Source organism: Microcystis aeruginosa NIES-843, from assembly GCF_000010625.1.
Classification (GTDB): Bacteria; Cyanobacteriota; Cyanobacteriia; order Cyanobacteriales; family Microcystaceae; genus Microcystis; species Microcystis aeruginosa.
The window spans coordinates 4,359,412-4,384,813 of sequence record NC_010296.1 but is presented as its reverse complement, the minus strand read 5'-3'; the positions used below and the strand labels follow the sequence as shown (position 1 = coordinate 4,384,813).

Sequence of the window (25,402 nt, the reverse complement as noted above, 5' to 3'; positions counted from 1 at the left end):
GCCTTAACTTGTTTGTGCCTTAAGTCCTTCCCTATATGAATTTTAGCTTTTATTTTAAGTTAATTATTTGCATAACAATTCTGGAATAGCCTATTTTTCCGATTTTATTGATACAAAGAGCGGGTGAAATCTAAAACTTTTTGTTGCTTTTCTTTGGGTAATTTATCGATTAAAGCTGTTAGCTTTTCTGTTAAAGATAACCAAGTTTTGTTCTGAGCTTTCCAGATGACAATAAATTGCTGCATTGGGAGAGAACAAAGGGCGATAGTTTCCCCTAGATCATTACTAAATTCAATTTCGTAACAACCATCATTGTAGTCTTCAACAATTGTCCCTTGTTCTCCCATTATTAAGTTATGTTCAGGCAAGTCAACTAATAATTCCACAAGGTCAAATAATTCTGGTTTAATCATGGTCTTTTTCTCACATATAAAGTTACTAATTTAGCTGTATCACTATCAGGCTCAACAATCCATCCAGTCCTCACTATTTCTTGTTGCCCTGGTTCAATTCCTGTAATTTCTAGGTCAACTTGATAGCGTTTGCCATGTCGATCTGTACTTTGATAAACAGCTTTTGCTTCAAGGGATTTGTTAGCGATTTGTTGTAGAAGTGGCTCATAATTATCTTGAGTATATCCTAAGTGGCGTTGAAACATGATGGCTTTATTTAATCCTTTTGGATTGTCTAAATTGAGAGCATATTGGGTTAATTTTCTAGAATCTATTTTGACTTTGTTGACAATATCTTTTAATTTCATTGGAATTAAGACGATTATTAATTTTGACTTTGCCTCTAGTTTCATATTTCATAAGGGAGCATCTCACCCTTGCAATAAGTAGAAATGCTTAATGAGATCAATAAAAAAGTTAAAAAAGGCAACCATTTAGCTCTGGACTTTACCCGTACAAAAATACTAGCTATGGCTAAAAGTCTTACAGAGCCTGAGTTAAAGCCATATAATACCAATGAGCTACTGAACACAAAATCCTGAAGTCTTTACGCAGATAGGGTTTGAGGCAAAAATTTTCAAATTTGACCTTTCCACCATTATAGCTTGTTTCGGGGCAGAAAACCAGCAAAAACATGGCTACAGAGGGAATCGCTTACTCTAGAGATTAATGACATCATCTGTGATCATAAGGTTAGCGATCACTATACAGCCAACTCCACAGAATCGCTCTACTCTAGATACAGTCAACGGTACAGCCATTTTCAAGGGAAAATGTACTCAGTAACGGCTTGTCAATTTTTTCTGAGAAGCCCCATGCAGTAAGGGTAAGGGTTCCGCCCTAATGCCAATAAACAGCGACCTTATCTCCCCAAGCCTAGATTATACTGTTCGGATATGCCCTGCCCTACAGTTTGAGTTTTCAAGGTTATGGGTGCTAGTTTTCGGTACTTGTTAGAGTCTATAAGCTGCGCTGAATTTAAACTGCGTATTGGAACTTTTAGTACAAATGCTCAAACTGCACCAGTCAAGATTTAATGGGTGAAAAGTATGTTAACATCGGTGACTCTTCGGAATTTCAAAAGCTATCAGGAGGCAACCTTGTCTCTACCCGCATTTCTCACAAACTGAATTAAGAACCTAATTTGGAGGTTAAAAGTTGGTGTTTTTCAAAAATAAGAGAAACCCGCTTAGTTATCAAGGAATAATCTGACTAAACTAATCAAAAAATTCCTGAATTACTGGAAAAATTCCGTCAATTAGGGAAAATGTTCACGACAAAGTTAGCTGAATTTATAAGCAGCCATTTTTAAGACTATTTAATGATCTTTGAAAACTCTTCAACTTATCCAGTTCCCGCTATCGCTTGAATTCTAGAGTAAGCTATCGCTAAAATATCTTGATAGGGACAAGAACTGGCAATTGCGATTAAAATTCTTCTGACACTAACAGTAATTCTAGCTCCTAATTTAAGGAAATTAAGGCGAATTGTTCCCACTGTCGCTTTGGCAAAAGAAGTTTTAGCCAAACAATTTTGACGAAAAGCTTGCATTAAAACATAAGCCATTGATGACAACCAAAGTCTTAATTGATTACTCTCAAATGTCTGTGTCGAATTCCGGTCAGCAAATAAGTCTAATTGTTGCTCTTTAATTCGATTTGACCTCTCACCTCTGGGGCAATATTTTTCAGTGTAAAGTTTAGATGGGGGAATCTTTGATGCAGGTAAAGAAGTCACAACGTGGCGAATTTTTACGCCCTCACTACCAGGACAAACTTTTGTCACCACTCTTCTTGAACGGCTCCAGGATTTTTGGGTTTGATAACATAGGGAACGATACCAAGTCGATTCTGGTACCAATTTCGCCAATTCTCCTAACTCTTCATCGGGAGAAAATAACGTCTCCATTAATTCAGTAACTGGCTGAAGTCTTTGCTCGTAATCTGCCTTAGCTTTCTCAATTACATCGGTCGCTCGTAATTTTAATTGACTATTCGTTGCCATTGCTAAAACATAATCAACTCCTGCTTGACTTTCGCAAAATTTCATGATATCTTCACGGGAATAGGCACTATCTCCTCGTACTAATATCTGCGTATCTGACCATTTTTCTCGAATTATACCGATTATTCGCTGCAATTCTTCTAATGCTCCCCCAGCAGTATCTACATGAGAAGACCGGAGTTTAGCTACTAATAAATGATGCTCACAGAAAATATACAAAGGAGCATAACACACTCCTTTATAATAAGTATTGAAAAACGCTCCCTCTTGATTTCCATGCACTTGGTCATCGGTGACATCCATGTCTAAAATAATTGGTTTCGGTGGCTTTTTGTAGGATTCTAGAAAGATGTCCACAAAAGCTTTTTCAATTTCTTTGGGGTTAGGCTCGATTTTATGGTAACGACTGTTCTCTTGATTGATGACTGTTTCCGGACAATATTCTAGTCGATTAATTGTACTTTTTCCCGCTAAATTTGCTTGGGCTGAGTCAATAAAATTTAGTTTTTTCAATGCTATTGCTAAAGCTGGAGCATGACGTAATTTATCATGATCATTGACATCCTCATATCCCAAAACTATCCCATAAACTCTTTGTGCGAGTAGTTCATGAACTGAATAATCTAGATAGGATGAATTTCGATAATCTCGAAAACATTCGGCAAACCGAGCCGTTATTTTTAGCTTTTGGTCTAACTCTGCCATCAAAATAATTCCTGCATCTGAGGTGATTTTTTCTCCCTCAAAATTAGCGATTACTTGTCTTCCATTGAGGTTTCCAAAATTTAATTGATTGAGTCGAGACTGGTCTGAACTAGGAGTCATAAACTTGACATACTTTAAATAGTTTTAATGATTAAATTATAGCAAGCTTTTGACTTCATTCTCTACTTAAAATTGAGACTTTATCAACTAATTAACCTAAAAATACGCATTTTAAATTTGTTCTTTTTTCAAGGTCTAATTGATGATGAGCTTAAGTTGAATCCTAACAACACACTGTCGTTTTTGCTACAAGGCGATCACCCAGTCAAAACCCAGATTTTGTAAGGCTTCGGGGGTTGGTGATCGTACTTTTTGTGAGAAATGCGGGCTCTAGCACCCATCACCTTTTTAATCGGTGCTAATGCGTCAGGAAAAAGTAATGCACTAGAAGCAATTCGCTTACTTTCGTGGTTAGCGAAAGGCAGCAGGTTAGATGACATTGAACGCAACATTCAAAGCGGTAATGCAATTGCCCGTGGACAAGCGATCGATCTTTTCAGTGCAGAAAAACAGTATTTTACCTTGGGAACACACATTGATAACGCTCCTGACGGTTGGACTGATTTCGAGATTGAGATTGGGCTATTATCAGACCAACTTATTATCAGCGGAGAAAGTGTCAGTAAAGCTAGTAAAGATCAGGAATTAATACTTTACAAAATTGATGCGCTCCCAACTCACACACCGATGAAATTAGGGTGATGTATAACAATTTTAAGACAGGTGGAAATAAGCCCCACATACCTTGCTCTAACCGACAAGCCATTTTTTATCAATTGGAAACTCCCAGTCGGTTCCAGCAAACTCATACTCAATCACAAAAAATTATTCCAGCAGTTACTAAAGTAATTCGAGAAACCTTGAGAAATATTGTCTTTCTTGATCCTCGTCCAGCAGTAATGCGGGATTATGCTTACGCTAAATATGATGATATTAAAGAAGATGGCTCTAACCTTTCTAGTGTTCTTTACGCAGTTTGTCAGCAGGGAGAGACTCAAAAAAACAAGTTGCTTGACTTCATTCGTTCATTACCAGAACAGGATATTACCGATATTCGCTTTATCATTACAGACCGCAAGGATGTTATGGTGAAACTAATAGAGTCTTTTGGGAACAAAGAACATCAGATAGATGCTCCTTTGTTGTCCGATGGTACTCTGAGAGTTTTAGCGATTGCTGCAACTCTACTAAGTGTAAATCCTGGAACTTTCGTAATTAGGGCTTGCTGAAAAAGTCGCTCAAAGAATTATGCTATTGAGTGCCAATAATTTGTCGTTCAACTGATAAGTTTTACTTGAGTAAAATAACTTTTAACATAATTTTTGTTAAAGCGTTGGCGGCATCTTAGTTCATTTGTTCGCCGAAAAAGCCAGAAAGACAAAAAAAGCCCAAAAAACTGCCGAAGCAGTCGGGAAAGATTGACAACCAAAAAGGTAAGAGCAATGGACGTTTCTGAAGTTTCAGGTAGTTTTGTCATGCACAGATTTAAACCAAATCTTCTCTTAGCTTGTCCGAATTTCCCTTCTATTGCATTGCGAAAACTCTCGTCCTCTTGAGCTTGTTTTTTTATTTCAGCCCTGCGATTCTTCGGTGGTCTTCCCAAGGGTAATCCACTTAATCTTATCCCTCTTTCCTTGCACCATGCCAAGTTTTCTCTGGTTCGATAAATTTTATCGACATGAACGGATTGCTGGCTAACAACCATAAGTCTCTTTAAAGTTTTCTACTTGCGCTTTCAAATCTTGAGATTCATTAAAGTTTTCCCAAGACAAACGGTGTAAAAATACATAATTATCCACACAAGACACCGAGAGCTTTGCCCCAAATTCCGTCGGTTTTCCGGCTTTGCCTCTCACAATAGGACGTACATGAGGTTGACTTAAACTGACAATTCTCTGGTCAACCTTTGTTTTTTTCTCTGACCACATCTCCCGTTGTTGACGAGAGACTTCTTCAATGACTAATAGCAGTTTATATTGTCTTTTACTTAAACAAGTTAAGGAGGCTCCTAATGCAATTAGTTGGTCTATATAACCTAAGTTTCTTTGAATATATCCCAGTTGTTGACCAATGGCTTTCCGTCTTTCTTTTTGAGAGGGACGACGTTTTTTAGCGACTTTTAAATAGTTTTTTCTCGCTATTTTTCGGGAAGTTCTTGGTTTCTTAGTTAACTTGTCTTTGACTTCCCTGTAGAGACAATCTAGGATTTTTTCCGTTCCTTGACGAGCTTGATTTAATAGGTCTAAATCTGTGGGATACTTAATATCGGCAGGCGCACAAGTCGCATCTAATATTAATTTTCCTGAATTGGGCCGCTCACTTTCTTCTCCTCGCTCTTCTGCTCCGTCACCAGATTCTTTGCCCTCGAGAAGTTCTCGGCCTTTTTTCACCATTTCTTGGTTAATTTTGTTGAGGAGGTTTAACTTAATTCTTTTCCGAAAATATACCATCATTGAGGCATCAAATGGGGCTTCTATTTGATAGTTTGTTAGCCCAATAAAGTATTGTAGGTAAGAGGTTTCCCTAATTTGTTCGACGGTTTCTCTGTCGCTTATTCCTAATCTTTCTTGAATAATTAATGCTGCCAATGCTATCCTAAATGGTAAGGCGGGTGCCCCCTTGTTTTCGGAAAAGCTTTTTGCGTATTCTTCTTCAAATTTTTCCCAGGGAATTAAGTTGGTCATAATAACCCAACGGTTTTCATCTGATAGTTTTCCGCTCCTCGGGCAGTTCAAATGATTCGGGTTCTGAGGGAGTTGCTGTCGATATACGATACATCTGTACTGGATGAAAAAAGTGCCTGGCTTTTAGGGTATTTTACCTTTTTTTGGGCCTTTTTTCTCGACTTTATTGAGTCGAAACCTTTTTCCTATCGGCATTTCAGGCTTTTTCAGCAAGCCCTAATTATTGAAGAGATCGATAATGGTGTTCATCCCAGTCGTGCAGATAATTTAGTTAAGCAAATTCGGGAGATCGCCTTAGAAAGAAAACTGAGGGTACTGATCACCTCCCATAACCCAGCGTTACTAGATGCAGTAAGTAGTCATGCAAAATTAATTACCCAAATAAAAAATTAAGAAGTATAATACATAAAAAAACGAAGCAGCAGGAAAATACAATGAGATTGATTAGAGACCTAAACCCCGAGAGCCAGAAAATGCTAGAGAGAATTTATCGAGCTAGTAAACATCATCAAGTAAGAGAGCGAGCGAAATGTGGCTCTTCGGTAATTGTTATGCAATGGACGGGGGTTATAAGGGATGGAACCCTTATATAGAAAGGCATTTAGCGATTTTTGTCAATTATTTTTGATCTAGAGCGAACTAATCAATTAAGTCTCTTACCAGATAAGGATTTAGTCGATTTATGACCCCCTATCGAACCATACCAAGTAACGAAGAACCCGAAATGTATACTCTTAAGTTTTCAGGGAACCACGATAGAAGAATTGAGCGGAATATTTGGAGTTACGAGAAAGACCATCTATAATTGGTTGACGGCCTGGGAAGATAGAAAACTAATTGGTTTTTATAATCGTCGAGGAAGAGGGAGAAAACCTAAATTGACAGAAGCACAAGGTCAACAAGTTATTGACTGGGTAAAAGAAGAACCGAAAAGCTTAAAAAAAATCCAGATAAAAATTGTAGAAGAAGGGAAATTAACCGTAAGCAAAGACACGATAAAAAGACTCATAAAAAAAATCAACATGAGGTGGAAAAGGGTGAGAAGAGGGGTCGCCAAAACCCCTGATGAGTGGGAGCTTGAGGTCAAACTACCTATTTTAGAAGAACTAAAAAAACAGGAAAAAAGAGGAGAGATTGAGATAGGATATTTGGATGAAATGGGAGGGGATTCAAAGCCTTGTATTCCTGACGCTTGGCAAGAAGAAAAAACCACGATAAAGTTACCACCAATTGGGGAGCATCTCACCTTTGCATTAAGCATTTATGCTTAATGAGGTAAATAAAAAAGTTAAAAAAGAGAACCATTCAGATAGGCACAGCGATGACGAAGGACTTGCGGTACATTGCCAGAATTCCAACTTGCACCGGCAATTTTAACACGAAAACTAATTTGTTTCACCTGAGATTCCACAGAGCCAGAACCAATGGAAATCCCCTCTTCTTGAAAATAACCATAATTGACAATTCGATGTTTATGCTTGTTCAAATAAGTAATAAAATTCTCAACTTGAGGCTCTGACCATCCTTCGCGCACAAGAGATAGCAGCATCCACTTCCCCCTTCCATAGAAAACATTTTACCTCCTCAATTCGCTGGAATGACCCGCCAACTTTATAGAGGTTTTCGATTAAATGATACCAATCCAAAATTTCAATTCTTTCATGTTTCTCTCCTATCTGACGAAATAAATTCCAGATACCATCATGTCCATCTCCTAAACAAATTAAAGGTTTAACCAAAACTTGAGAATTAACCAAATCTAATAAAGCCGAGTTATCTTGAAAAAAAGCCGCTACCCCCAGTTGATGAAAACTCACTGCTTTATAATCACGCCAAATTAAGGCTTCTCCCTTGGGAGTTCTCAGTTGTACCTTACCGCCATCTATGCTCATTTCTTCGACTTCGACTTCTAGGTTAGACGGTAATTCTTCAAAATGATAGCGATGTACGAGGCGTTGTTGGGTACTGTGAGAAACAGCAATTCCTGTCAATGATTTGATTTTCTGCTCCGATTTCTCATAGGATTCATCGCCACTTAATAGCAAACAGTTCTTCTCTAACATTGGACTCATCTGAGTTCTCGGCTTTACTTCTAACTTCTTCGCTTGTTTTTCTGTAATTGGTAATTCCCCCAAAATACTTTTCACTTTTCTCGTCCGACCGGCGGTTTCTTCTGTACTTGTTTTGATAAAAAAATACCGATTTCTGGGTTAACATACTGAATCATTAAATCTCTGACCGTCTCCTCTATTTCTCCCAAGTTATTAAATTTCTTAATTTGGGATTGCTCATAGAGACACGCTCCCAACTCTCGGGATAACTCTTGAATTCTTTTTTCATTTTCTGATAACATTGGATTGTTCCTCCCATCGAGATATATTCTGAATCGTAAGTTATAACTATTATAATCTCATTTCTCTTTGTGATAAAGTTCGAGATTTTCTAGTTTTTGACGGCTATAAGCATTAATACTCATTGCACAAGTGAGATGCTCCCCACCAATTGAAGGTAAAAGACTAAATATTTTAGGAATAATGAAACGAGATAATCAATTATTTTATGAGACACAGGTCGGAACGGTTACTAGCGAGATAGTTATTAATTTTCTGGATAAATATTGCCAAAATATACAGAAAAAAACTGTCATAATAATTGACCAAGCTTCCATTCATACCAGCGAGGCATTTATGGAGAAACTTGAGGAATGGGAAAAGAAAAACTTGAAAATATTTTGGTTGCCCACTTATTCACCTCATTTAAATTTAATTGAAATATTATGGAGATTTTTAAAATATGAATGGATTGAATTTAGCGCCTATAAAGACCGAAAGAGCCTCCTCGCTTACGTTAAAAAAGTGCTGGACAATTTTGGAGGCGAGTATGTAATTAATTTTGCCTAGGTACTTACCCGATAGTGATATTGGAAATGTACTTTGTTGTTACCGAGATCCGCAAGCAGGAGATAAGCTAAACGGCGCTTAACCTGCATGATCCAACAGCTATAACCCTTTTGGAGTCTATATCGGTGATCCGAAGTAAAAGCCGTTTAGCTTAGTCGTATTGTCCGATTAGCTGATTTAGAGCGTTTCGGCTCTTCGTTACTTGGTATGGTTCGATAGGGGGGCATAAATTGACTAAATCCTTATCTGGCAAAAGACTTAATTGATGAGTTCGCTTTAGATCAAAAACAATTGACAAAAATCGCTAAACGCCTTTCTATATAAGGGTTCCATCCCTTATAACCCCCGTCCATTGCATAACAATTACCGAAGAGCCAGCGTTTCCCCGAATTAATTGTGCAGGGAACTCTTGGTCAGTTGATGACTAAACAAGTATTAGATAAGTTCTTAAAGGATAAGTCCACAGCAGAACAACGTCAACAAAACGCGCTAAGTTGGTTAGAGCAATTAAAACAGGGAGAAGTAGCCTGATGGGAGCTATTTGTCTAATCGATACTCGATCTTTTTAGAGATACTTAATGTCCCCCAAAAGGCGAGTCAATCTGAGTTAATACTTCAGGCTCTTCGTTACCCTTTATGCTAAATCAACATACAAGATGCCAAGATAACATACTTCTAACCCAAAAATTCCGAAAGTTTCTCAAGCCATAGCCTCTCCGTTTTATTAGTTTAAGTTTATTGTTGATTCCCTCGACCACCCCATTCGTTGTCCTTCGCTCAAAATAACTAATGATTTCTCCAAACCAGTTTCGGATTGTTTGACAACTCTTGGTAAAAACACTGGAGGATTTTGCCAACCATTCCGAGATGGATAGCATTCCCTCTGTCGGATTCTCTGAGGTTTCATAAATCTTTCTGAATTCTTCCTTTAATTCCTGCATCTTTTTCAAATTTGGGAATTTTTCTTTGATAGCTTCTAGTTGAATTTTTTGGGGTTCCGTTAAATCTTCTTCATTTTTTAACAGGCTATATTTACTTCGCTTTAAAACTTCTAGCTTCGCTTCTTTTTCCGCTTTCTGTTTTTTATTTTTCTGCGCTTCTACGGCTCTTTTTTCCGCTCTTCTCTGTTCGTCTAACTCTTGATTAATTTGTTTCATTACATGGAATCTATCGGCGACTACCTCGGCCGATGGCATCAATTCTTTCACCAAATTTTTATAGGGCAACCAAAGGTCTATGCTCACTTCTTCAATTTGCTCTAACACCTCTTTTCCCCACCCAGTAAGCGTTTCCCTCAACTCCTCTTGTGTTCGCTTCTCTAGAATAGCTATTAGTTTTCCCGTATCTAAATTTACTAAAACCGCACAGTAATTTTTTTGTCCTTTGACTAGAGCGATTTCATCAATTCCTAGTCTTTTTAATTCCGATAGGTCTGGCTCTGTAATTTCTTCGGCGATGTCCTCTATCATTCTTTGAATCTCTTCTTCCGTTACGTCATTTATTCGACTAACATTTAAAATATCTCCTTCTTTTAATTGTTCGAGTATATTCTCGGCTAGTCTTTTCGTATAGGTTCGTTTCTTGGCGACAAAATCTAACTCTTCGCTAAAGGGTTTTCGACAATTATCGCACTTAAATTGACGACGATTAACCTGTAGGTACACTGGTTGTCCTGAGATTGGTAAATCTTTGACTAAATGTCGATGATTTTGGTGGAGTTTATCGCTTTCTAAGCCACAACGAGGACAGGTTGCTTTTTTATTTTTCGATTCGATTCGGAAAACTATACCGATATTTTCTAGGTGTCGATAGCCTTGAATACAGGTTCCTTCTAGGTTCAAAAATTTGTCAAGTATCATAAGTAAAATACTCTGGTTTTTGGCTATTATATCAAATCTTAACTCGATTGTCTATCTTTTGGTATTAACCTGTTGATGCCTTAAGTCCTTCCCTATATGGATTTCAGCTACTTTTGAGCGTAGGCACTCTCATCGAATTTTATTTTAAGTTAATTATTTGCATAACAATTCCCGAAGAGCCATACTTCAAGAGTTAAAAGAGAAAATCAAAGCTGGGGAATCTCTTTTTTTGCCAATGGCGACCATTCTGGAAACTGGCAATCATATTGCCCAAAATGGAGATGGCAATCAGCGACGTACTTGTGCAGAAAAATTTGTAAATCAGGTAACACAAGCTCTTGAAGGAAAATCTCCCTTCACCCCTATTAATTTTCTAAAGAAAGAAGACCTGCAAGGATGGTTAAAAGAGTTTCCTGATGAAGCGATGGGAGGTAGGGGACTGGGAGACCTTTCTATCATTCATGATTGGCAAAGAATTTGTGATCAAAATCCAGTCCGCCGCGTCTATATATGGTCTTTGGACAATCACCTTAACAGTTACGAGCGGCCACCGAAGTTATGAGTAATTGACTACGGATTTACTTTTAATAGTCCATTTGTATTTTAAAAGGTAGAGATTTAATTATTGGACTTCCCCCTTGACAAAAGACCATAACCCGTGCTGTATCTGAATGTGCCGTTACTGGGTACAAATTAAGGAAACCCCGAATAAATCTAACGCATGATTGTTGCCGAGGAGAATTACGATTAGGGAATTTTCCCCTAAACTTTCCCCACTTGTTTATAGCGTTTCCCAATCTCATGAGGTACACCAAAATCTTAACTCCTGACGACCAGATTCTCAAAACCTAAGACTCTGTACCTCACAACTATGGAAATTGCTATATTAAAAAATATTATAATAAACATGGGTACATACAGAAAAGTTAATGGGTGTATCCATTGATGGATAAGGTTTTTTGGTTATGGTGGTATATAATATGTATAGAAAAGTTCAGGTATAAGTAGAGATTAGCGAAGCTTAATACACATCCCCAAATCACCGTAATTCACCGCCATCGTCGCAATAATAGCGGTGCTTTGCTATAGCTAACGCTACTGAGAGGAACTATTTCTTTTCAAGGCAATTGCTAATTGTCTCAGTCGTTCACTAACTTCTAAATTAAATTCTTGAGATTGCAAATTAGCGGGTAATTCTGCTACAAGCTGAGGATTCTCTTTATACCATTCGTTTTGAGCGACACCTGCCCATGTTCCTTCTTTTTCTCGAAAAATATCCACTAATCCTCTTAATTCTTGAATACAGTAGGACTCAAATCCTGCAGCTTCAAAAATACCATTGCGTAGATATTCTTCAAAAGCGTTAATATCATTAGTTACTTCAAAGGTAACAACCTCTCTGGGTGGGGTTAATTGGTCGGCTAAATCGATAACTGTATCTACCGTCATTCCGATAACGTTTTTGGCAATTTCTGTTACACCTAACACCTGTTGACGAAGACTAGGGTTAAAGAGTAAATCAGAACCATATTTAACGTATTTTTTTAAGACCCTAAAAGCAGGTTCATCTCCTTGATAATAGTTATCAATCAGTTCCACATCAGCCCCTAAGGATTTGACAATTTGGCTGCGGGTATCACTGTTAACCGGTCCGCGAATTAATGCTTCAGCAACGGGACGAGCAAATCTTAAAAATAACACTGATAAACTATTTTCTAAGCGAGTTAAAAACTCCTGCTCTGAATAACCAATAAGTCGTTCTTTTACTTGAGAACTTCCCCATAATAAAGAGGACATATAATCGACTAATTTTAAGGCTTCATCTTTTAATTCTGCCGCTAATTGTCGAGCAAGGGCAGCCAAAAATGTTCTAACATCCCCATACAAGTCATCCCGCCAAGCATAATTAGCTCTTACTTTGTCGAAGTCTGGAAAAGAATTTGCGTCAAAAATAATTTCTTTTTTTCTTAAAGTTTCTTGTCTTAATTTTGCCATTTCACTGGCTAACAATTGCCTATAGCGTTCTTTAAATTTTTCGAGACTACTGGAAGATTCGTTATTAACTTTTTCTAAGGGTTTGTTAATGACAGATGTTTCATAAAAATTTTGTAAATCAGCTTTTATCTGTTCCCATTTTCTATGCCACCATTCTGAAAAATCAATTCTTCTTCTTTCTTCTTCAAAGCGTTGTGCTTCTTCAGGATTTTCGGGAAATCTTTGACTGACAAGATGATGAATGTCCTCTGAGGTGCTGACAATTTTATCAATGGAAGCTTCACAGCGTTTCTTGAGAATTGCCACTCGCTCAGTATTAATATAATTAAAGATTTTTTGTTTAATTTCAGGGATTCCTGTAGCTTGAGTTTTTAACATTTCATCATCTATAATTCCAGTTAAAGTTTTTAATTTATCTTGAATATTGCTGGCTTGTCCGATTTCTAATTGAGTAGGTTCTTCCGCCAGATTATTTAAGATTAAATAAGCTCCTGCTGAACCAGAAACAATGCGATTAACCGGTAAATTAGCGCGTTTTAACCAATCCTGAGAGGCTTCTGTAATATGAGTTTTAAGGGCTTCTGGGCTACCAAGAGAGTCAATATGACTTAAAAAGACAAATAATTTATCAGCAATGGTGACATTCTTATCACCTTGTTCTGTAAATTTAATAATTTCTAATTCGGCTTCTCTAATACTGCGAAAACGCTGAATCACGATGACTGCATCACAGTCGGATAACATTTGTTGGGCTTCATCAACGTGCTTGGCTAACCCAGAATCTGAACCAGGGACATCATAAAAGACGATTCCTTCTGCTTGAGCGAGTTTATTAGTATAAAGTCGGGCTTCTAGGACTGCATGGGCGTATTTTTCATCGGCAACGTATTTTTTTAGTTGTTCTCGGATGTCTTCTAGTCGAGTAAAAGGAATAACTAAATTACCTTCCTTTCTGACTTGTTGTAGAGTGATTTCGTTTTCTCTAATGGTTTTTAAGTCTTCTTTTGCGCCAACGGTTTCTAATTCTTTGAGGAGATGAATAAATTGTTCTTCGCTGCGGGTTTGCACTTCTAATCTTTGTTCAGATTCGCTTTTAACGGAATAAATTTGAGTGGTGGTAAAGGTACATCTTCCTCCTTTGGCAGGAAGTAAATCACATTCTAACCATGCGTTAATAAAGGTACTTTTTCCTGCCTTTTCTAAGCCAACCACAGCAATACGAAATTCTCTTTTTCTCAGTCTTTCGAGTTGACGGTTAGCAGGTATTGCCTCTTGCAGGAGGATTTCTGTTAATTTAGAGGGAACTTCAGCTTGGGGAAGTTTGGCTAAGTCAACGGCAAAATGTTGGATATTTAAGACATCACTGAGACGGGTTTCATAGTAGGATGAGGCCGATTTCCAATCCATTACATTAACTCCTTAAATACGGTTGAATTTTCTGAGAACAGACGCATCTTTCAAGCGACCTAGATCTTTAACTTCACCCTTTGTCTCCTTGGGTATATCCCTTTTAATAACATATTTAGTTTCTGCACCAATGATATCTTGTCCATTGGGTATGTCAATCCTAATATAAAATTTAAGTTGACTGTCTGGTGAAATTTCTTGCTTAATTGTATCTATAATTTTTTTGTTTGCTTCTTCTACTTTAATACATAAAAACTCTGGAGCAGATTCAATTAGTTGAATGATTTTCTCTCTATTTATCCGCATTCCTACAATTAAGTCATAAACTGCTGATGCAGGAACAGCTAGACAAATCGCTGTAGGAATAGGTTGGCTAGGAGGTACAGGAGGACGTGTGTTTTGTTCGTGGGACTTCCTTAACAATTTTTGAGTAGAATATATTCCGATTAAGATAACAGCAGCGAGTACAATTAATTCCATTTTGTCCTCATTATCATCTAGGGATTTGCGAAATGGTCTGGAGACATTTTTAAAAATTTCTCCCCCCGTTTTAAGGATAGGGGATTCTTTAACAGGTTTTTGTTTATTGATAGAAATTGTATATATAATATCATCAGATAAATCTAAATCATCATCTAAAGAAGCATTTTTTTTAATACCATATTCTTGACAAAGTTCCTGGGCTTGGCTTGTATCTAAAATCAAATAAATGACAGAACTTAAAGTACCTACTTCCTGTCTTTTAATGTGAGGAAAAACTTGTTCAAAAATTTGCTTATATCTGGTTTCAAAGTATTCAACTACCACTGGAATCAGCCTCCTTTTCAAAATTACCTAGTCGAGAAAATTCTTCCTCTAATCTTTTCGCTCTTTGTTGCATAGGTTGCCACACATTTTGCTGTTTTTCATAATCAAAAGTAATCTCCTGTCTAGCCTTTTCTAGTCTATCCCGATACTGATCAAAAATATCATTTTGAGTTTTATCTACACTTTTTTTTAAATCGTCAATTTGTGCTAATAGCCATTCTATTACTTGCTTTAACATCTCAGGTTCAACTTCTTTTAACTGTTTTTTCCAGTCGGCTAAAATTTCTCCTATACTTGGAATTTTTGCATTATCGCTAAAGCGTTTTTCCTTTTTGGGAATTATCCATAACCAATGTTTCCAAGTTCTATATTCTTCAATATATTTTTCTTTTTTAATTTCAAAGTCCGAGTCAAACTTAACAAAATCAAATTTTAGATTATCTGTAACTTTGTTTAACTCTGATTCTGGAAATCTAATCACAATATCAGGAGCGCGTTCATTAGAACCTTTTTCTAAATAAGCAAGATGACAGATGAATAATTCATTTACCGCTTCATACATTCGCTGAATCTCTTGGGTAGAAATTTTATCCAACACTTGCGCTATAATCAGACTAAGATGAATAGACAGTTCGTTAAGTGCATCATTTGTTTGCTTAAGCTTCTCTTTTTCTTCCTGAGTTTTTGCCACCACATTTTGTCCATTTTTGGCGAAATAATGACTATAGCCCAGTTTGATTAATCTTCTCAGATTACCCTCTAGCAAGTTAACATTGACAATATTAGCTTTTTTAAAATTAGGATGATCGAGGGTAACTCTGCCATTTTCTAAGGATTCTGCTACTGCTTCTAAAATCTGATCAACTCCTCTCCCTAAAGCATTTCTCCAATCATAAAGAGGAACTAATTTTTCTTCAATTTCATTATAAGGCTCAGTAAATTGAAGATCGGTAATAGCTTCTGTTAATATAGAAAGGGGATCATCTTCTGTTTGTTGGTTTATATACTCCTCACAGTTTTGATTAATTTTTTCAAAAGGCTTTCGTAAATTAGCATCACTCACTTGCAGAAATTGATTTAAGGAAGATTTAATCCATGAGATTTTTTCTATTTCCTTTTGATAATTTTTTTCCGAACTGTTAAGAATTGCCGTGGTCGTTTGTACTGCCCATTGTGCAATACTATTTCCCGCCGCTACATTAAATCTTTCTATAGCTTGGGGAATAACTAATTTAGGGAAATTTTGGCTAATATGCAGGTTTAGATATTGTTGAAATTCTTCAGCATAGGATTCTTGCCATAACGTATTAGCAATTCTTGTTCGATCATGGTTCAACCATTTGCTAGGCGATCCAGGTAATTCATCAAGTATATCTTCAATTAAAGAAGTACATTGTTTCCTAGCTTGTTTACTAGCTTCAATTCTTCTATTTTCATCTGAACTTTGTAACTCTAAAGATAAAAAAGCAGGTCGCGTACTTAATTTGATAATTTTGAGATTTTCAATCGCTTTGGTATATTCTCTTAATTGTTCTGTGAGTTCTTTTTTAATACTTCGGGTTGTTTTTTCTATAAAACGCTTTTCACTCTTTACCCAATTTTTATCCTCTCTAAAAACATCAATTTTGTTGAGAATAAATAACATTCGTTCGGGAGAACCACCTAACTCCTTGACTTCTTCTACAACCTGTGATAATAAACTTTTAACCCTCTGAGGGTCAGTTTCTTGGCTATTATAAGTTACAAGACATAAGGCACCGCGACACTGTTTAATAACTTCCATATTGCTTTCATCACCCACATAAGATAATCCGGGTAAATCTAGTAATTTAACTTTGACACCTTTAGGTAAATCTTGCTCATATTCCTTAAAAAGTCTGAAAGGATAATAAATAGTAAATTTAGGATAAGCTAAGTTAGCTTTATCTTTTTTATTATCAATTTTATTATCAATATAACGAAGCATTGCTTCCTCTAAGCGTTTACAAATTTCCTCATCGCTAATATTTTTCCATTCACCACATTTCCACAAAGCTCCAGGTGTTTCTTCAATAATTAAAGTCTTTTCTTCGCTATACTCAATCGTAACTGCTCCTGCACTCATCTCACTGACGGCGGTTGGCACAATATCAGCACCACAGAGGAAATTCACTAAGGTACTCTTCCCACTGCTCGTCGTGCCAGTCGTCGCTAAAATCAGGGTAGGATGGCGCAATTCATTGATTAACACTTCTAAAGCTTTCTCTAGGTTACTAGAAAGTTCGTGGATTTCACCATGATAGGATTCAGGCAAATGCCGAATAATCTCCGTTTTGAAGTCACCCCAATAACCCGCTAGAAGGTTAGCTTTATTTTCCACTGCTTGGAAAACTTCGTAAGATTTTTGACTCATAATACTCTACCGCTGACAGAATAAGCCAGGTTCTTCGTTACTTGGTATGGTTCAATAGGGTGGCATAAATCGACTAAATCCTTATCTGGCAAGAGTTCTATTGATTAGTTCGTTCTAGATCGAAAACAATTGACAAAAATCGCATCAATGTCTTTCTCTATAAGGGTTTCATCCCTTATAGAGAAAGACATTGCATAGCACAAACCGAAGAACCATAAGCCACAACTCACAACTTGGCTATTGGGAGCATCTCATTTATGCAAGTAAGTAACTATACTTATCCCCAAAACTGTTTTCTAGCAAGGCTTTCAAAATAGCTTGACATAAAAACCTGATTTAGGGGTTACAAAGGTGAGATGCTCCCCACAACTTCATTATAACGATAATTTTTTTTCTTGCCTAGATCTCCTGCAAAAATCAAAAATCTTCCCTTATGTAAGGAGACGAACGACAGGAGGAGAAAAAAACAAGAAACAAATACACTCTCGATAAAACCCAAGATTACGTCAAATTTATCTGAAGTTTTAGATATTTTAAACCGATAGCTCCTCGATAACTTACTTTTACAGGAGGTCTCCTTTAATTCTCCTATTCTAAACTGGTAAAAAATCAAAATCTATAATTTCTGCAAAGGTATAAGGACAAACTTGCGGAAACCTATCAACAGATAAACCAGTTTTTTTGATCACCGATCGCTTGGCTTTATCATAAATAATATCTAGCCTAGAAGCCCCATAATTGTAGAGGGTTTTTGACTGGAATAAAATTTCTAGTTCTAGACGGAAATTATCGATTTCATCGGCCCATCCCCGGCCACAATTACCTTTTTCAGTCAGCCAATACTGATACATTAATAAATGTTTAACGGTTTGAATTAGATAGCTTTCCACTTGGTTTCTTTGTTCTCTCCCCAAATCTTCTATCTCCGTTAAAAGATGTTCCCAATCTAAATTTTTAATCTCCCCGCGTCGAATTTGTTCGGTGGTTCGCTCAATCCACAAAACAAAGTCCTGATCATAAAGTTGTTTTAATTCTTCCACCTGCATAGATTTTTGAGATTGAGCCGCGCTTTTATTATCGATCATAAACAAAACCCCCCACCAATGGGCGGGGGGTTTTTTAGTCACCTAATTCAAGGTTTAGCCGAACTTGCCAGCAGTGGAAGCGATCAAGAAGGCGGCGTAGGTGAAGATATAGCCAACGGTGAAGTGAGCTAAACCAACCAAACGAGCCTGAACGATCGAGAGAGCCACGGGTTTGTCTTTCCAACGAACGAGGTTCGCCAGAGGAGTGCGTTCGTGGGCCCAAACGATAGTTTCGATCAACTCTTGCCAGTAACCACGCCAAGAGATCAGGAACATGAAACCGGTTGCCCAAACGAGGTGTCCAAAGAGGAACATCCAGGCCCAGACAGAAAGGTTATTAACACCGTAGGGGTTGTAACCGTTGATTAACTGAGCCGAGTTAGCCCAGAGGTAATCGCGGAACCAGCCCATCAGGTAGGTGGAGTTTTCGTTAAACTGAGCCACGTTACCCGACCAGACACCGAGGTGTTTCCAGTGCCAGTAGAAGGTTAACCAACCCAGGGTGTTCAACATCCAGAACATGGCTAGGTAGAAGGAATCCCAAGCAGAGATGTCGCAAGTACCGCCACGGCCGGGACCGTCGCAAGGGAAGGAATACCCGAAGTCTTTTTTATCGGGCATTAATTTGGAACCACGAGCGTCTAAAGCACCTTTAACCAAGATTAGAACGGTGGTGTGTAAACCAAGAGCGATCGCATGGTGAACGAGGAAGTCGCCAGGACCGATGGTTAAGAATAAGGAGTTAGTGCCGCTATTGATTGCGTCTAGCCAACCGGGCAACCAAACATCACCGTAGTTAGGATAGGCGGTGTAAGCGATACTATCGGGGTTAGACAACAGTACGTTCATGCCGTACAGGGTTTTACCCGAAGCTGCTTGCACGAATTGAGCGAACACAGGTTCGATCAGGATTTGTTTTTCGGGAGTACCGAAAGCGACGACCACATCGTTATGAACGTAGAGGCCGAGGGTATGGAAACCTAAGAAAAGGGAAACCCAGCTTAGGTGAGAGATGATCGCTTCTTTATGCTCCAGCATCCGCGCCAGGACGTTATCTTTGTTCGCTTCGGGATCATAGTCACGCACGAAGAAGATAGCACCGTGGGCGAAAGCACCCACCGCTAGGAAACCAGCGATGTATTGGTGGTGGGTATAGAGAGCCGCTTGGGTGGTGTAGTCCTTAGCGATAAAGGCATAAGGGGGTAGCGCGTACATATGCTGCGCCACCAGAGAGGTGATCACGCCTAAAGAAGCCAGGGCCAAACCGAGTTGGAAGTGGAGAGAGTTGTTAACCGTGTCATAAAGATTTTTGTGACCGGCTCCTAACTTACCACTGGGGGGTCTGTGTGCATTGAGGATGTCCTTGATGCTGTGACCGATGCCCCAGTTGGTGCGGTACATATGACCAGCCACAATGAAGATCACAGCGATCGCCAAGTGGTGGTGAGCCATATCGGTTAACCAGAGGGACTCGGTTTGGGGATGGAAACCACCTAAGAAGGTGAGAATCGCAGTTCCCGCGCCTTGGGCAGTACCGAAAATGTGGTTAGCAGTATCGGGGTTTTCCGCATACACACCCCAGTCACCGGTGAAGAAGGGTAGTAAACCCGCCGGGTGGGGGGGAGTGGAGAGGAAGTTGTCCCAACCAACGTGCTGACCGCGGGATTCGGGGATAGCAACGTGAACGAGGTGTCCGGTCCAAGCCAGAGAGCTAACACCGAACAGAGCGGCGAGGTGGTGGTTCAGGCGAGATTCAGCGTTTTTGAACCAAGCGAGGCTAGGACGGAACTTAGGTTGTAAGTGTAACCAGCCAGCAAAGAGGAAAATCGCCGAGAGAATCAGCAGGAACACCGCACCTTGGTATAGGTCTTGGTTGGAGGTCATACCGATGGTGTAGAACCAGTGGTAAACCCCGGAATAGGCGATGTTAACCGGATTAGAAGCGCCAGCTTGGGTGAAGGCATCCACAGCGCCTTTACCGAACTGGGGATCCCAAATCGCGTGGGCGATGGGACGGATGTTTAAGGGATCTTTGATCCACTGCTCGAAGTTACCTTGCCAAGCGACGTGGAATATAGTACCGGAAGTCCACAGGAAAATGATTGCAATGTGGCCGAAGTGCGACGCGAAAATCTTTTGGTAGAGATTCTCTTCCGTCATGCCATCATGACTTTCAAAATCGTGGGCTGTGGCGATCCCGTACCAAATCCGACGGGTGGTCGGATCTTGGGCTAGATCTTGGCTAAATTTAGGGAATTTAGTTGCCATAGCTGTTTAGGAAATTCTCCTCTCTAAATAACTGAGGCTCTTACACGAGTGCTGGTTATTTCCTTTTTTAAATTCACCCACTGTAATAGGAAACGCTTACAGAGGTATCGGTCAATCGACGCTGGTTCAGCCTAGTCTTGCCAATCCCCGGGGGACTGGCAAGCCCTTATAGGCAAGTTTAGCCAATCGAGAGACTTCTGGCCAAGAAGAATGCCCAAGTGGTGACAATACCGCCTAAGAGGTAGTGAGCCACACCAACGGCACGACCTTGAATGATGCTCAGGGCGCGAGGTTGGATAGCGGGGGCAACTCTTAACTTGTTGTGCGCCCAGACGATCGACTCGATTAATTCTTGCCAGTAGCCGCGACCACTGAACAGGAACATCAAGCTAAACGCGAAGACGAAGTGACCGGCTAGGAACATGATTCCGTAGGCAGACAGGGCGGAGCCATAGGAATTAATGACTTGCGCCGCTTGCGCCCAGAGGAAATCCCGTAACCAACCGTTGATGGTGATGGCACTTTGGGCGAAGTTACCGAGGGTAACGTGGGTGACAGTGCCATCGGGGGCGACGGTTCCCCAGACATCGGACTGCATTTTCCAGCTAAAGTGGAAGATTACGACCGAGAGGGAGTTGTACATCCAGAACAGGCCGAGGAAGACGTGATCCCAACCGGAAACTTGGCAGGTACCGCCGCGACCGGGACCATCGCAGGGGAAACGGAAACCGAGATTCGCTTTATCGGGAATCAGACGGGAACCGCGAGCGTAGAGAACCCCTTTGAGGAGAATCAACACGGTGACATGGATGGTGAAGGCGTGGATGTGATGCACGAGGAAATCGGCAGTACCGAGAGTGATCGGCATCATGGCCACTTTGCCACCCACTGCTACCACGTCGCCACCGAAAGCATAACTAGCGGTAGTGAGAGCGTTAGGAGCGGTGTTGCCGGGGGCTAGGGTGTGGAGACTTTGTACCCATTGGGCAAAGATGGGTTGTAGTTGAATTCCCGTATCCGAGAACATATCTTGGGGACGACCAAAAGCCCGCATGGTGTCGTTGTGAATGTATAAACCGAAGCTATGGAAGCCGAGGAAAATACATACCCAGTTCAGGTGGGAGATAATTGCGTCGCGATGACGGATCACCCGATCGAGCAGGTTATCCACGTTTTTGGCCGGATCGTAGTCCCGTACCATGAAGATCGCTCCGTGCGCTCCCGCACCGACGATTAAGAAGCCACCGATCCAAGTGTGGTGAGTAAACAAGGATAGTTGGGTGGCGTAGTCAGTCGCCTGATAGGGATAGGGCGGCATGGCGTACATATGGTGGGCCACGATGATGGTTAGCGAACCTAAGAGAGCCAGGTTAATCGCTAACTGGGCGTGCCAAGAGGTGGTCAGGATTTCGTACAGTCCTTTGTGACCTTGACCGGTGAAGGGACCTTTGTGGTTTTCGAGGATTTCCTTCATGCTGTGACCGATACCCCAGTTGGTACGGTACATATGACCAGCAATGATGAATAATACAGCGATCGCCAAGTGATGGTGAGCGGTATCGGAAAGCCAGAGACCACCAGTCACGGGGTTCAAGCCACCTTTGAAGGTGAGGAAATCCGAGTAAGCACCCCAGTTAAGGGTAAAGAAGGGGGTCAAACCCTGGGCGAAACTGGGATATAAATCCGCCATCTTGCTCGGTTCAAGGATGAACTCGTGGGGCAAGGGGATGTCTTGGGGAGCTACTCCCGCATCGAGGAGTTTGTTCACCGGTAAAGAAACGTGAATCTGATGACCGGCCCAACCTAGGGAACCTAAGCCGAGTAAACCCGCCAAGTGGTGGTTCATCATCGATTCCACGTTTTGGAACCATTCCAGTTTCGGTGCGCTTTTGTGGTAATGGAACCAACCGGCAAACAGCATCAGGCCCGCCATAACTAAACCACCGATAGCGGTGCAGTATAGCTGATAGCTGTTGGTGAACCCGGAGGCGCGCCAGAGGTAGAACAGACCAGAGGTGATCTGAATACCGTGGAAACCACCGCCCACATCGCCGTTGAGGATGCCTTGACCGACGATCGGCCAGACCACTTGGGCGCTGGGTTTGATGGCGAGCGGGTTGGTTAACCAAGCTTCATAGTTAGAAAATTTCGCGCCGTGGAAGTACATTCCACTAAGCCAAACGAAGACAACGGCGAGATGTCCGAAGTGGGCGCTGAAGATTTTCCGAGAAATATCTTCGAGATCGCTGGTTTGACTATCAAAATCGTGGACGTTGGCGTGTAGGTTCCAAATCCAGGTGGTGGTTTTGGGTCCTTTGGCTAAAGTGCGATCAAAATGCCCCGGTTGACCCCACTTCTCAAAGGAAGTAGGTACTGGGTCTTTATCTACAATCACTTTAGCTACCGCCTCTTTGGGGGGGAGTGCCATGAGGATTCTCCTCTCTCGACAATAGACTTAGCGTTTTATTTGAGGATAGATTTTTTAACCTAAAAAAGGCAAGTTGAAATCTGACCCACCTTTTGTTAATGTCGCTTGACTTTCCTCTTGGGTGAGATTCCAGTCGAAAGCATCAATAGTAGATGATAAGTCTTTGTTCTCTCCTCTGTTCGTTGTGCTTAACAATAATTAAAATTCTCTCAATCCTTGATAGGAGAGACATTTTCTGCTATGGACGGTCTTAGTCAGGGTCAGACCGGTAATTTTTCTTTACAAAAGTTTATTAATTGTCGCCCCAGAAGCCGATTTCACCTTTTTCTCCCTCACCAGACCATATAGAAAATTCAATAGATAGATTCTCAAAAAACAATCAAACAATTCTGTAAAATTGAGGCCATAACCTGATCTTCTCGCGCTTTTGCTGACACCAGAGCATTCAATGACTCTAGCAAAAATCAATGGTTTCTATAGATTTTGGCCTTGGCTCTAGGAGGAACGTGCTATCCCTACTACATAAATTAATCCCAGTCAAAACCCTTCATATATGTCTTGTGATCGGTTTACTGACCACCCTGTTAACCGCCTGTGGCGATCGCCTGACGGCTACCAATCTCCCCACTTCCGAAACCCTTCATCTTCCCGTCGTCCAGGGCCGCATTTCTGAGGTTGCCCCCCCGGCCCTAATTCAGGAACTGCGCGCCAGTTTAGATCGTTACGCTCCCCAAGTAACGATTCTCAGTCCTCTGGCCGAACAAGTTTTCGATGACCCTCAGGTGACAGTTAAACTACAAGTGTCGGGGCTGCCAATTTTCCAAGACGATACCCTGAAATTAGGACCCCACTTGAGCCTAATTGTCGATAATGAACCAGCAGCGGCTATCTACGACCTCAAGCAACCGATTATCCTAGAAAATCTTGCCCCCGGTACTCACACCCTCCGCGTCTTGGCCCTGCGGCCTTGGCAGGAAAGTTTTAAAAATGATGGGGCCTTCGCTGAAACAACCTTTCATATTCTGACAAAAACAGGCAAAAATGCCCCTGATCATAACTTACCCCTATTAACCTACAGTAGTCCGCAAGGAATCTACGGTGCAGAACCGCTCCTGCTCGATTTTTATCTGAGTAATGCTTCTCTACGTCTGCCCAATACTGCCAACGGGGATAATAGTCTTCAAAATTGGCGCATTCGTGTCACTGTCAACGGTGAAAGTTTTCTGCTTGATACTTGGGAACCGATCTATCTCAAGGGTTTTGCCAAGGGCAATAACTGGGTACAACTAGAATTCATCGATGGTAAGGGAAATAAAATCGAAAACGAGTTTAATACCAGCGTGCGCGTGATTAGTTTTGATCCCTCTTACCAAGACGGCCTCAGTCAATTAGTCCGCGGCGATTTATCCCCTACAATTGCCCGTAGCATTGTTGATCCCAACTATAAAACCATTCCCAGTCTAGAGGAAGAAACCCCCGTTATTGAGCCAGAAACCCCTGTTATTGAGGAGGAAAAAACTCCCATAGTTGAGGAAGAAACCCCCGTTATTGAGCCAGAAACCCCTATAGTTGAGGAAACCCCTATAGTTGAGGAAACCCCCGTTATTGAGGAGGAAACTCCTGTTATTGAGCCAGAAACCCCAATAGTTGAGGAAACCCCTGTTATTGAGCCAGAAAGCCCTGTTATTGAGCCAGAAAGCCCTGTTATTGAGCCAGAAAGCCCAATAGTTGAGGAAAACCCTGTTATTGAGCCAGAAAGCCCAATAGTGGAAGAAAAACCAGTAGAGACAGAAACAATCGAAAAGGTCGAGGAAACCCCCGAAGCGATCGAATCTCCCCTAACCACCATACCGGAGACAAAAGAGATTAACGAACCGGCCCCTGGGGTTCAGCCTCCGCTAGAAGTGGAACCTATTCCCGAACCCCAAAACAATAGCGAGCAAAAAATCACCATTTTTGATCGCATTCAACAAACCTTCAATCGCTTCCAGTTAGCCTCTCCCCCAGCAGAAAAAGATATCGAACTACCCACCCTCGATCCTCAATTATTCACCAATATCGATCGATCTTAAAGCCTAGCTTGATCCGGTTTTCAGGGGAAGTGGGGAGGTGGGGATTTTTCAGTGAGCAGTGAACAGTAAACAGTAATCAGTGAAAAGAAAGTTCCCAAGTTTGGTTCTATTGGAGTTAAGGTGATCAGCTTATCTTATCGAAAAAAGGGCATAAGCCTTATGTCCCTAGCATTAATAACCATTATGTAACCCACATTCCGCACCCTAAGTGTCACAACGTCTCAAAAGAGGAAGGGGCGCGAGTCAAAATACTTATCTAGAGGAGTGAGTTGGCGGCAAGCTGC

The 25,402-nt window shown here is 40.5% G+C and carries 14 protein-coding genes and 7 pseudogenes; 7 read left to right on the top strand and 14 right to left on the bottom strand.

Features of this window, described 5'->3' with window-relative positions:
- Nucleotides 1–104: 104 nt before the first annotated feature.
- From MAE_RS20755 to MAE_RS20740, 3 genes are all read right to left on the bottom strand, one after another.
- Nucleotides 105–413 (bottom strand): DUF4926 domain-containing protein, encoded by a 309-nt coding sequence (locus MAE_RS20755; protein ID WP_002732232.1) that lies wholly within the window; start codon nucleotides 411–413, stop codon nucleotides 105–107.
- Nucleotides 410–760, bottom strand: coding sequence for a DUF6883 domain-containing protein (locus MAE_RS20750; RefSeq protein ID WP_002777278.1), 351 nt, complete (start codon nucleotides 758–760; stop codon nucleotides 410–412). The genes MAE_RS20755 and MAE_RS20750 overlap by 4 nt, the downstream gene beginning before the upstream one ends.
- Nucleotides 761–1,796: 1,036 nt before the next feature.
- A complete protein-coding gene (locus tag MAE_RS20740) occupies nucleotides 1,797–3,281 on the bottom strand; it encodes an IS1380-like element ISMae9 family transposase (protein WP_012267292.1) in 1,485 nt (494 codons plus the stop codon).
- Between the two features lie 261 nt (nucleotides 3,282–3,542).
- Here MAE_RS20740 and MAE_RS35305 point away from each other — a divergent pair, with 261 nt between their 5' ends.
- Complete coding sequence (locus MAE_RS35305; RefSeq protein ID WP_012267291.1) at nucleotides 3,543–3,923, top strand: AAA family ATPase; 381 nt, start codon at nucleotides 3,543–3,545, stop codon at nucleotides 3,921–3,923.
- Nucleotides 3,923–4,450 (top strand): AAA family ATPase, encoded by a 528-nt coding sequence (locus MAE_RS35300; RefSeq protein ID WP_012267290.1) that lies wholly within the window; start codon nucleotides 3,923–3,925, stop codon nucleotides 4,448–4,450. The genes MAE_RS35305 and MAE_RS35300 overlap by 1 nt, the downstream gene beginning before the upstream one ends.
- Before the next feature lie 47 nt (nucleotides 4,451–4,497).
- Here MAE_RS35300 and MAE_RS30555 read toward each other — a convergent pair.
- Nucleotides 4,498–5,999, bottom strand: a pseudogene (locus tag MAE_RS30555) (IS5 family transposase).
- On the opposite strand from MAE_RS30555, the pseudogene MAE_RS36535 reads away from it, so the two are divergent.
- Nucleotides 5,957–6,259: pseudogene (locus MAE_RS36535) on the top strand (AAA family ATPase); the annotation flags it as partial. The pseudogenes MAE_RS30555 and MAE_RS36535 sit on opposite strands and share 43 nt — an antisense overlap.
- A 359-nt stretch (nucleotides 6,260–6,618) precedes the next feature.
- Nucleotides 6,619–7,137: pseudogene (locus MAE_RS20720) on the top strand (IS630-like element ISMae24 family transposase); the annotation flags it as partial.
- A 56-nt stretch (nucleotides 7,138–7,193) separates the two neighbouring features.
- Here the strand turns inward: MAE_RS20720 and MAE_RS20715 are convergent.
- Nucleotides 7,194–8,258, bottom strand: a pseudogene (locus tag MAE_RS20715) (ISKra4 family transposase).
- 142 nt (nucleotides 8,259–8,400) lie between these two features.
- Here MAE_RS20715 and MAE_RS20705 point away from each other — a divergent pair.
- Nucleotides 8,401–8,805, top strand: a pseudogene (locus MAE_RS20705) (IS630-like element ISMae24 family transposase); the annotation flags it as partial.
- Between the two features lie 151 nt (nucleotides 8,806–8,956).
- On the opposite strand, the gene MAE_RS33540 reads toward MAE_RS20705, so the two are convergent.
- Both MAE_RS33540 and MAE_RS20700 read right to left on the bottom strand, forming a co-directional pair.
- Nucleotides 8,957–9,103, bottom strand: coding sequence for a hypothetical protein (locus MAE_RS33540; RefSeq protein ID WP_158303550.1), 147 nt, complete (start codon nucleotides 9,101–9,103; stop codon nucleotides 8,957–8,959).
- 346 nt (nucleotides 9,104–9,449) lie between these two features.
- Nucleotides 9,450–10,664: an ISL3 family transposase gene (locus MAE_RS20700; protein ID WP_012267283.1), complete on the bottom strand. Its 1,215-nt coding sequence runs from the start codon at nucleotides 10,662–10,664 to the stop codon at nucleotides 9,450–9,452.
- A 175-nt stretch (nucleotides 10,665–10,839) separates the two neighbouring features.
- On the opposite strand from MAE_RS20700, the pseudogene MAE_RS20695 reads away from it, so the two are divergent.
- Nucleotides 10,840–11,226: pseudogene (locus tag MAE_RS20695) on the top strand (hypothetical protein); the annotation flags it as partial.
- Nucleotides 11,227–11,759: 533 nt separating this feature from the next.
- On the opposite strand, the gene MAE_RS20690 reads toward MAE_RS20695, so the two are convergent.
- The 7 genes and pseudogenes from MAE_RS20690 to psaA form a co-directional block, all read right to left on the bottom strand.
- Entirely contained in the window at nucleotides 11,760–14,066 is a 2,307-nt protein-coding gene (locus MAE_RS20690) for a dynamin family protein (RefSeq protein ID WP_012267280.1), read from the bottom strand.
- 12 nt (nucleotides 14,067–14,078) lie between these two features.
- A complete protein-coding gene (locus MAE_RS20685; RefSeq protein WP_041804243.1) occupies nucleotides 14,079–14,873 on the bottom strand; it encodes a hypothetical protein in 795 nt (264 codons plus the stop codon).
- The gene (locus MAE_RS20680) at nucleotides 14,863–17,265 is read right to left on the bottom strand and encodes a dynamin family protein (RefSeq protein WP_012267278.1); all 2,403 of its coding nucleotides are present in this window, start codon (nucleotides 17,263–17,265) and stop codon (nucleotides 14,863–14,865) included. Before MAE_RS20680 ends, MAE_RS20685 begins: the two co-directional genes overlap by 11 nt.
- A pseudogene (locus tag MAE_RS35290) lies at nucleotides 17,262–17,456 on the bottom strand (hypothetical protein). Before MAE_RS35290 ends, MAE_RS20680 begins: the two are co-directional and overlap by 4 nt.
- A gap of 402 nt (nucleotides 17,457–17,858) precedes the next feature.
- Nucleotides 17,859–18,350, bottom strand: a complete 492-nt coding sequence (locus tag MAE_RS20675) for a DUF29 domain-containing protein (RefSeq protein ID WP_041804949.1) — start codon at nucleotides 18,348–18,350, stop codon at nucleotides 17,859–17,861.
- A 54-nt stretch (nucleotides 18,351–18,404) separates the two neighbouring features.
- Nucleotides 18,405–20,618 (bottom strand): photosystem I core protein PsaB, encoded by a 2,214-nt coding sequence (gene psaB / locus MAE_RS20670; protein ID WP_002770787.1) that lies wholly within the window; start codon nucleotides 20,616–20,618, stop codon nucleotides 18,405–18,407.
- A gap of 178 nt (nucleotides 20,619–20,796) precedes the next feature.
- Nucleotides 20,797–23,046 carry a photosystem I core protein PsaA gene (gene psaA / locus MAE_RS20665; protein ID WP_002780971.1) on the bottom strand — a complete coding sequence of 750 codons (2,250 nt, stop codon included), beginning with the start codon at nucleotides 23,044–23,046 and terminating at the stop codon, nucleotides 20,797–20,799.
- Nucleotides 23,047–23,513: 467 nt separating this feature from the next.
- Between psaA and MAE_RS20660 the strand changes: the two genes are divergently transcribed.
- Nucleotides 23,514–25,118: a hypothetical protein gene (locus MAE_RS20660; protein WP_012267275.1), complete on the top strand. Its 1,605-nt coding sequence runs from the start codon at nucleotides 23,514–23,516 to the stop codon at nucleotides 25,116–25,118.
- Nucleotides 25,119–25,402 lie beyond the last annotated feature (284 nt).

Excerpts from the sequence above, each read along its gene's own strand:
- MAE_RS20755 (WP_002732232.1), bottom strand. The coding sequence starts at position 413 with ATGATTAAACCAGAATTATTTGACCTTGTGGAATTATTAGTTGACTTG.
- MAE_RS20750 (WP_002777278.1), bottom strand. The coding sequence starts at position 760 with ATGAAATTAAAAGATATTGTCAACAAAGTCAAAATAGATTCTAGAAAA.
- MAE_RS20740 (WP_012267292.1), bottom strand. The coding sequence starts at position 3,281 with ATGACTCCTAGTTCAGACCAGTCTCGACTCAATCAATTAAATTTTGGA.
- MAE_RS35305 (WP_012267291.1), top strand. The coding sequence starts at position 3,543 with ATGCGGGCTCTAGCACCCATCACCTTTTTAATCGGTGCTAATGCGTCA.
- MAE_RS35300 (WP_012267290.1), top strand. The coding sequence starts at position 3,923 with ATGTATAACAATTTTAAGACAGGTGGAAATAAGCCCCACATACCTTGC.
- MAE_RS20700 (WP_012267283.1), bottom strand. The coding sequence starts at position 10,664 with ATGATACTTGACAAATTTTTGAACCTAGAAGGAACCTGTATTCAAGGC.
- MAE_RS20690 (WP_012267280.1), bottom strand. The coding sequence starts at position 14,066 with ATGGATTGGAAATCGGCCTCATCCTACTATGAAACCCGTCTCAGTGAT.
- MAE_RS20680 (WP_012267278.1), bottom strand. The coding sequence starts at position 17,265 with ATGAGTCAAAAATCTTACGAAGTTTTCCAAGCAGTGGAAAATAAAGCT.
- MAE_RS20675 (WP_041804949.1), bottom strand. The coding sequence starts at position 18,350 with ATGATCGATAATAAAAGCGCGGCTCAATCTCAAAAATCTATGCAGGTG.
- psaB (WP_002770787.1), bottom strand. The coding sequence starts at position 20,618 with ATGGCAACTAAATTCCCTAAATTTAGCCAAGATCTAGCCCAAGATCCG.
- psaA (WP_002780971.1), bottom strand. The coding sequence starts at position 23,046 with ATGGCACTCCCCCCCAAAGAGGCGGTAGCTAAAGTGATTGTAGATAAA.
- MAE_RS20660 (WP_012267275.1), top strand. The coding sequence starts at position 23,514 with ATGGTTTCTATAGATTTTGGCCTTGGCTCTAGGAGGAACGTGCTATCC.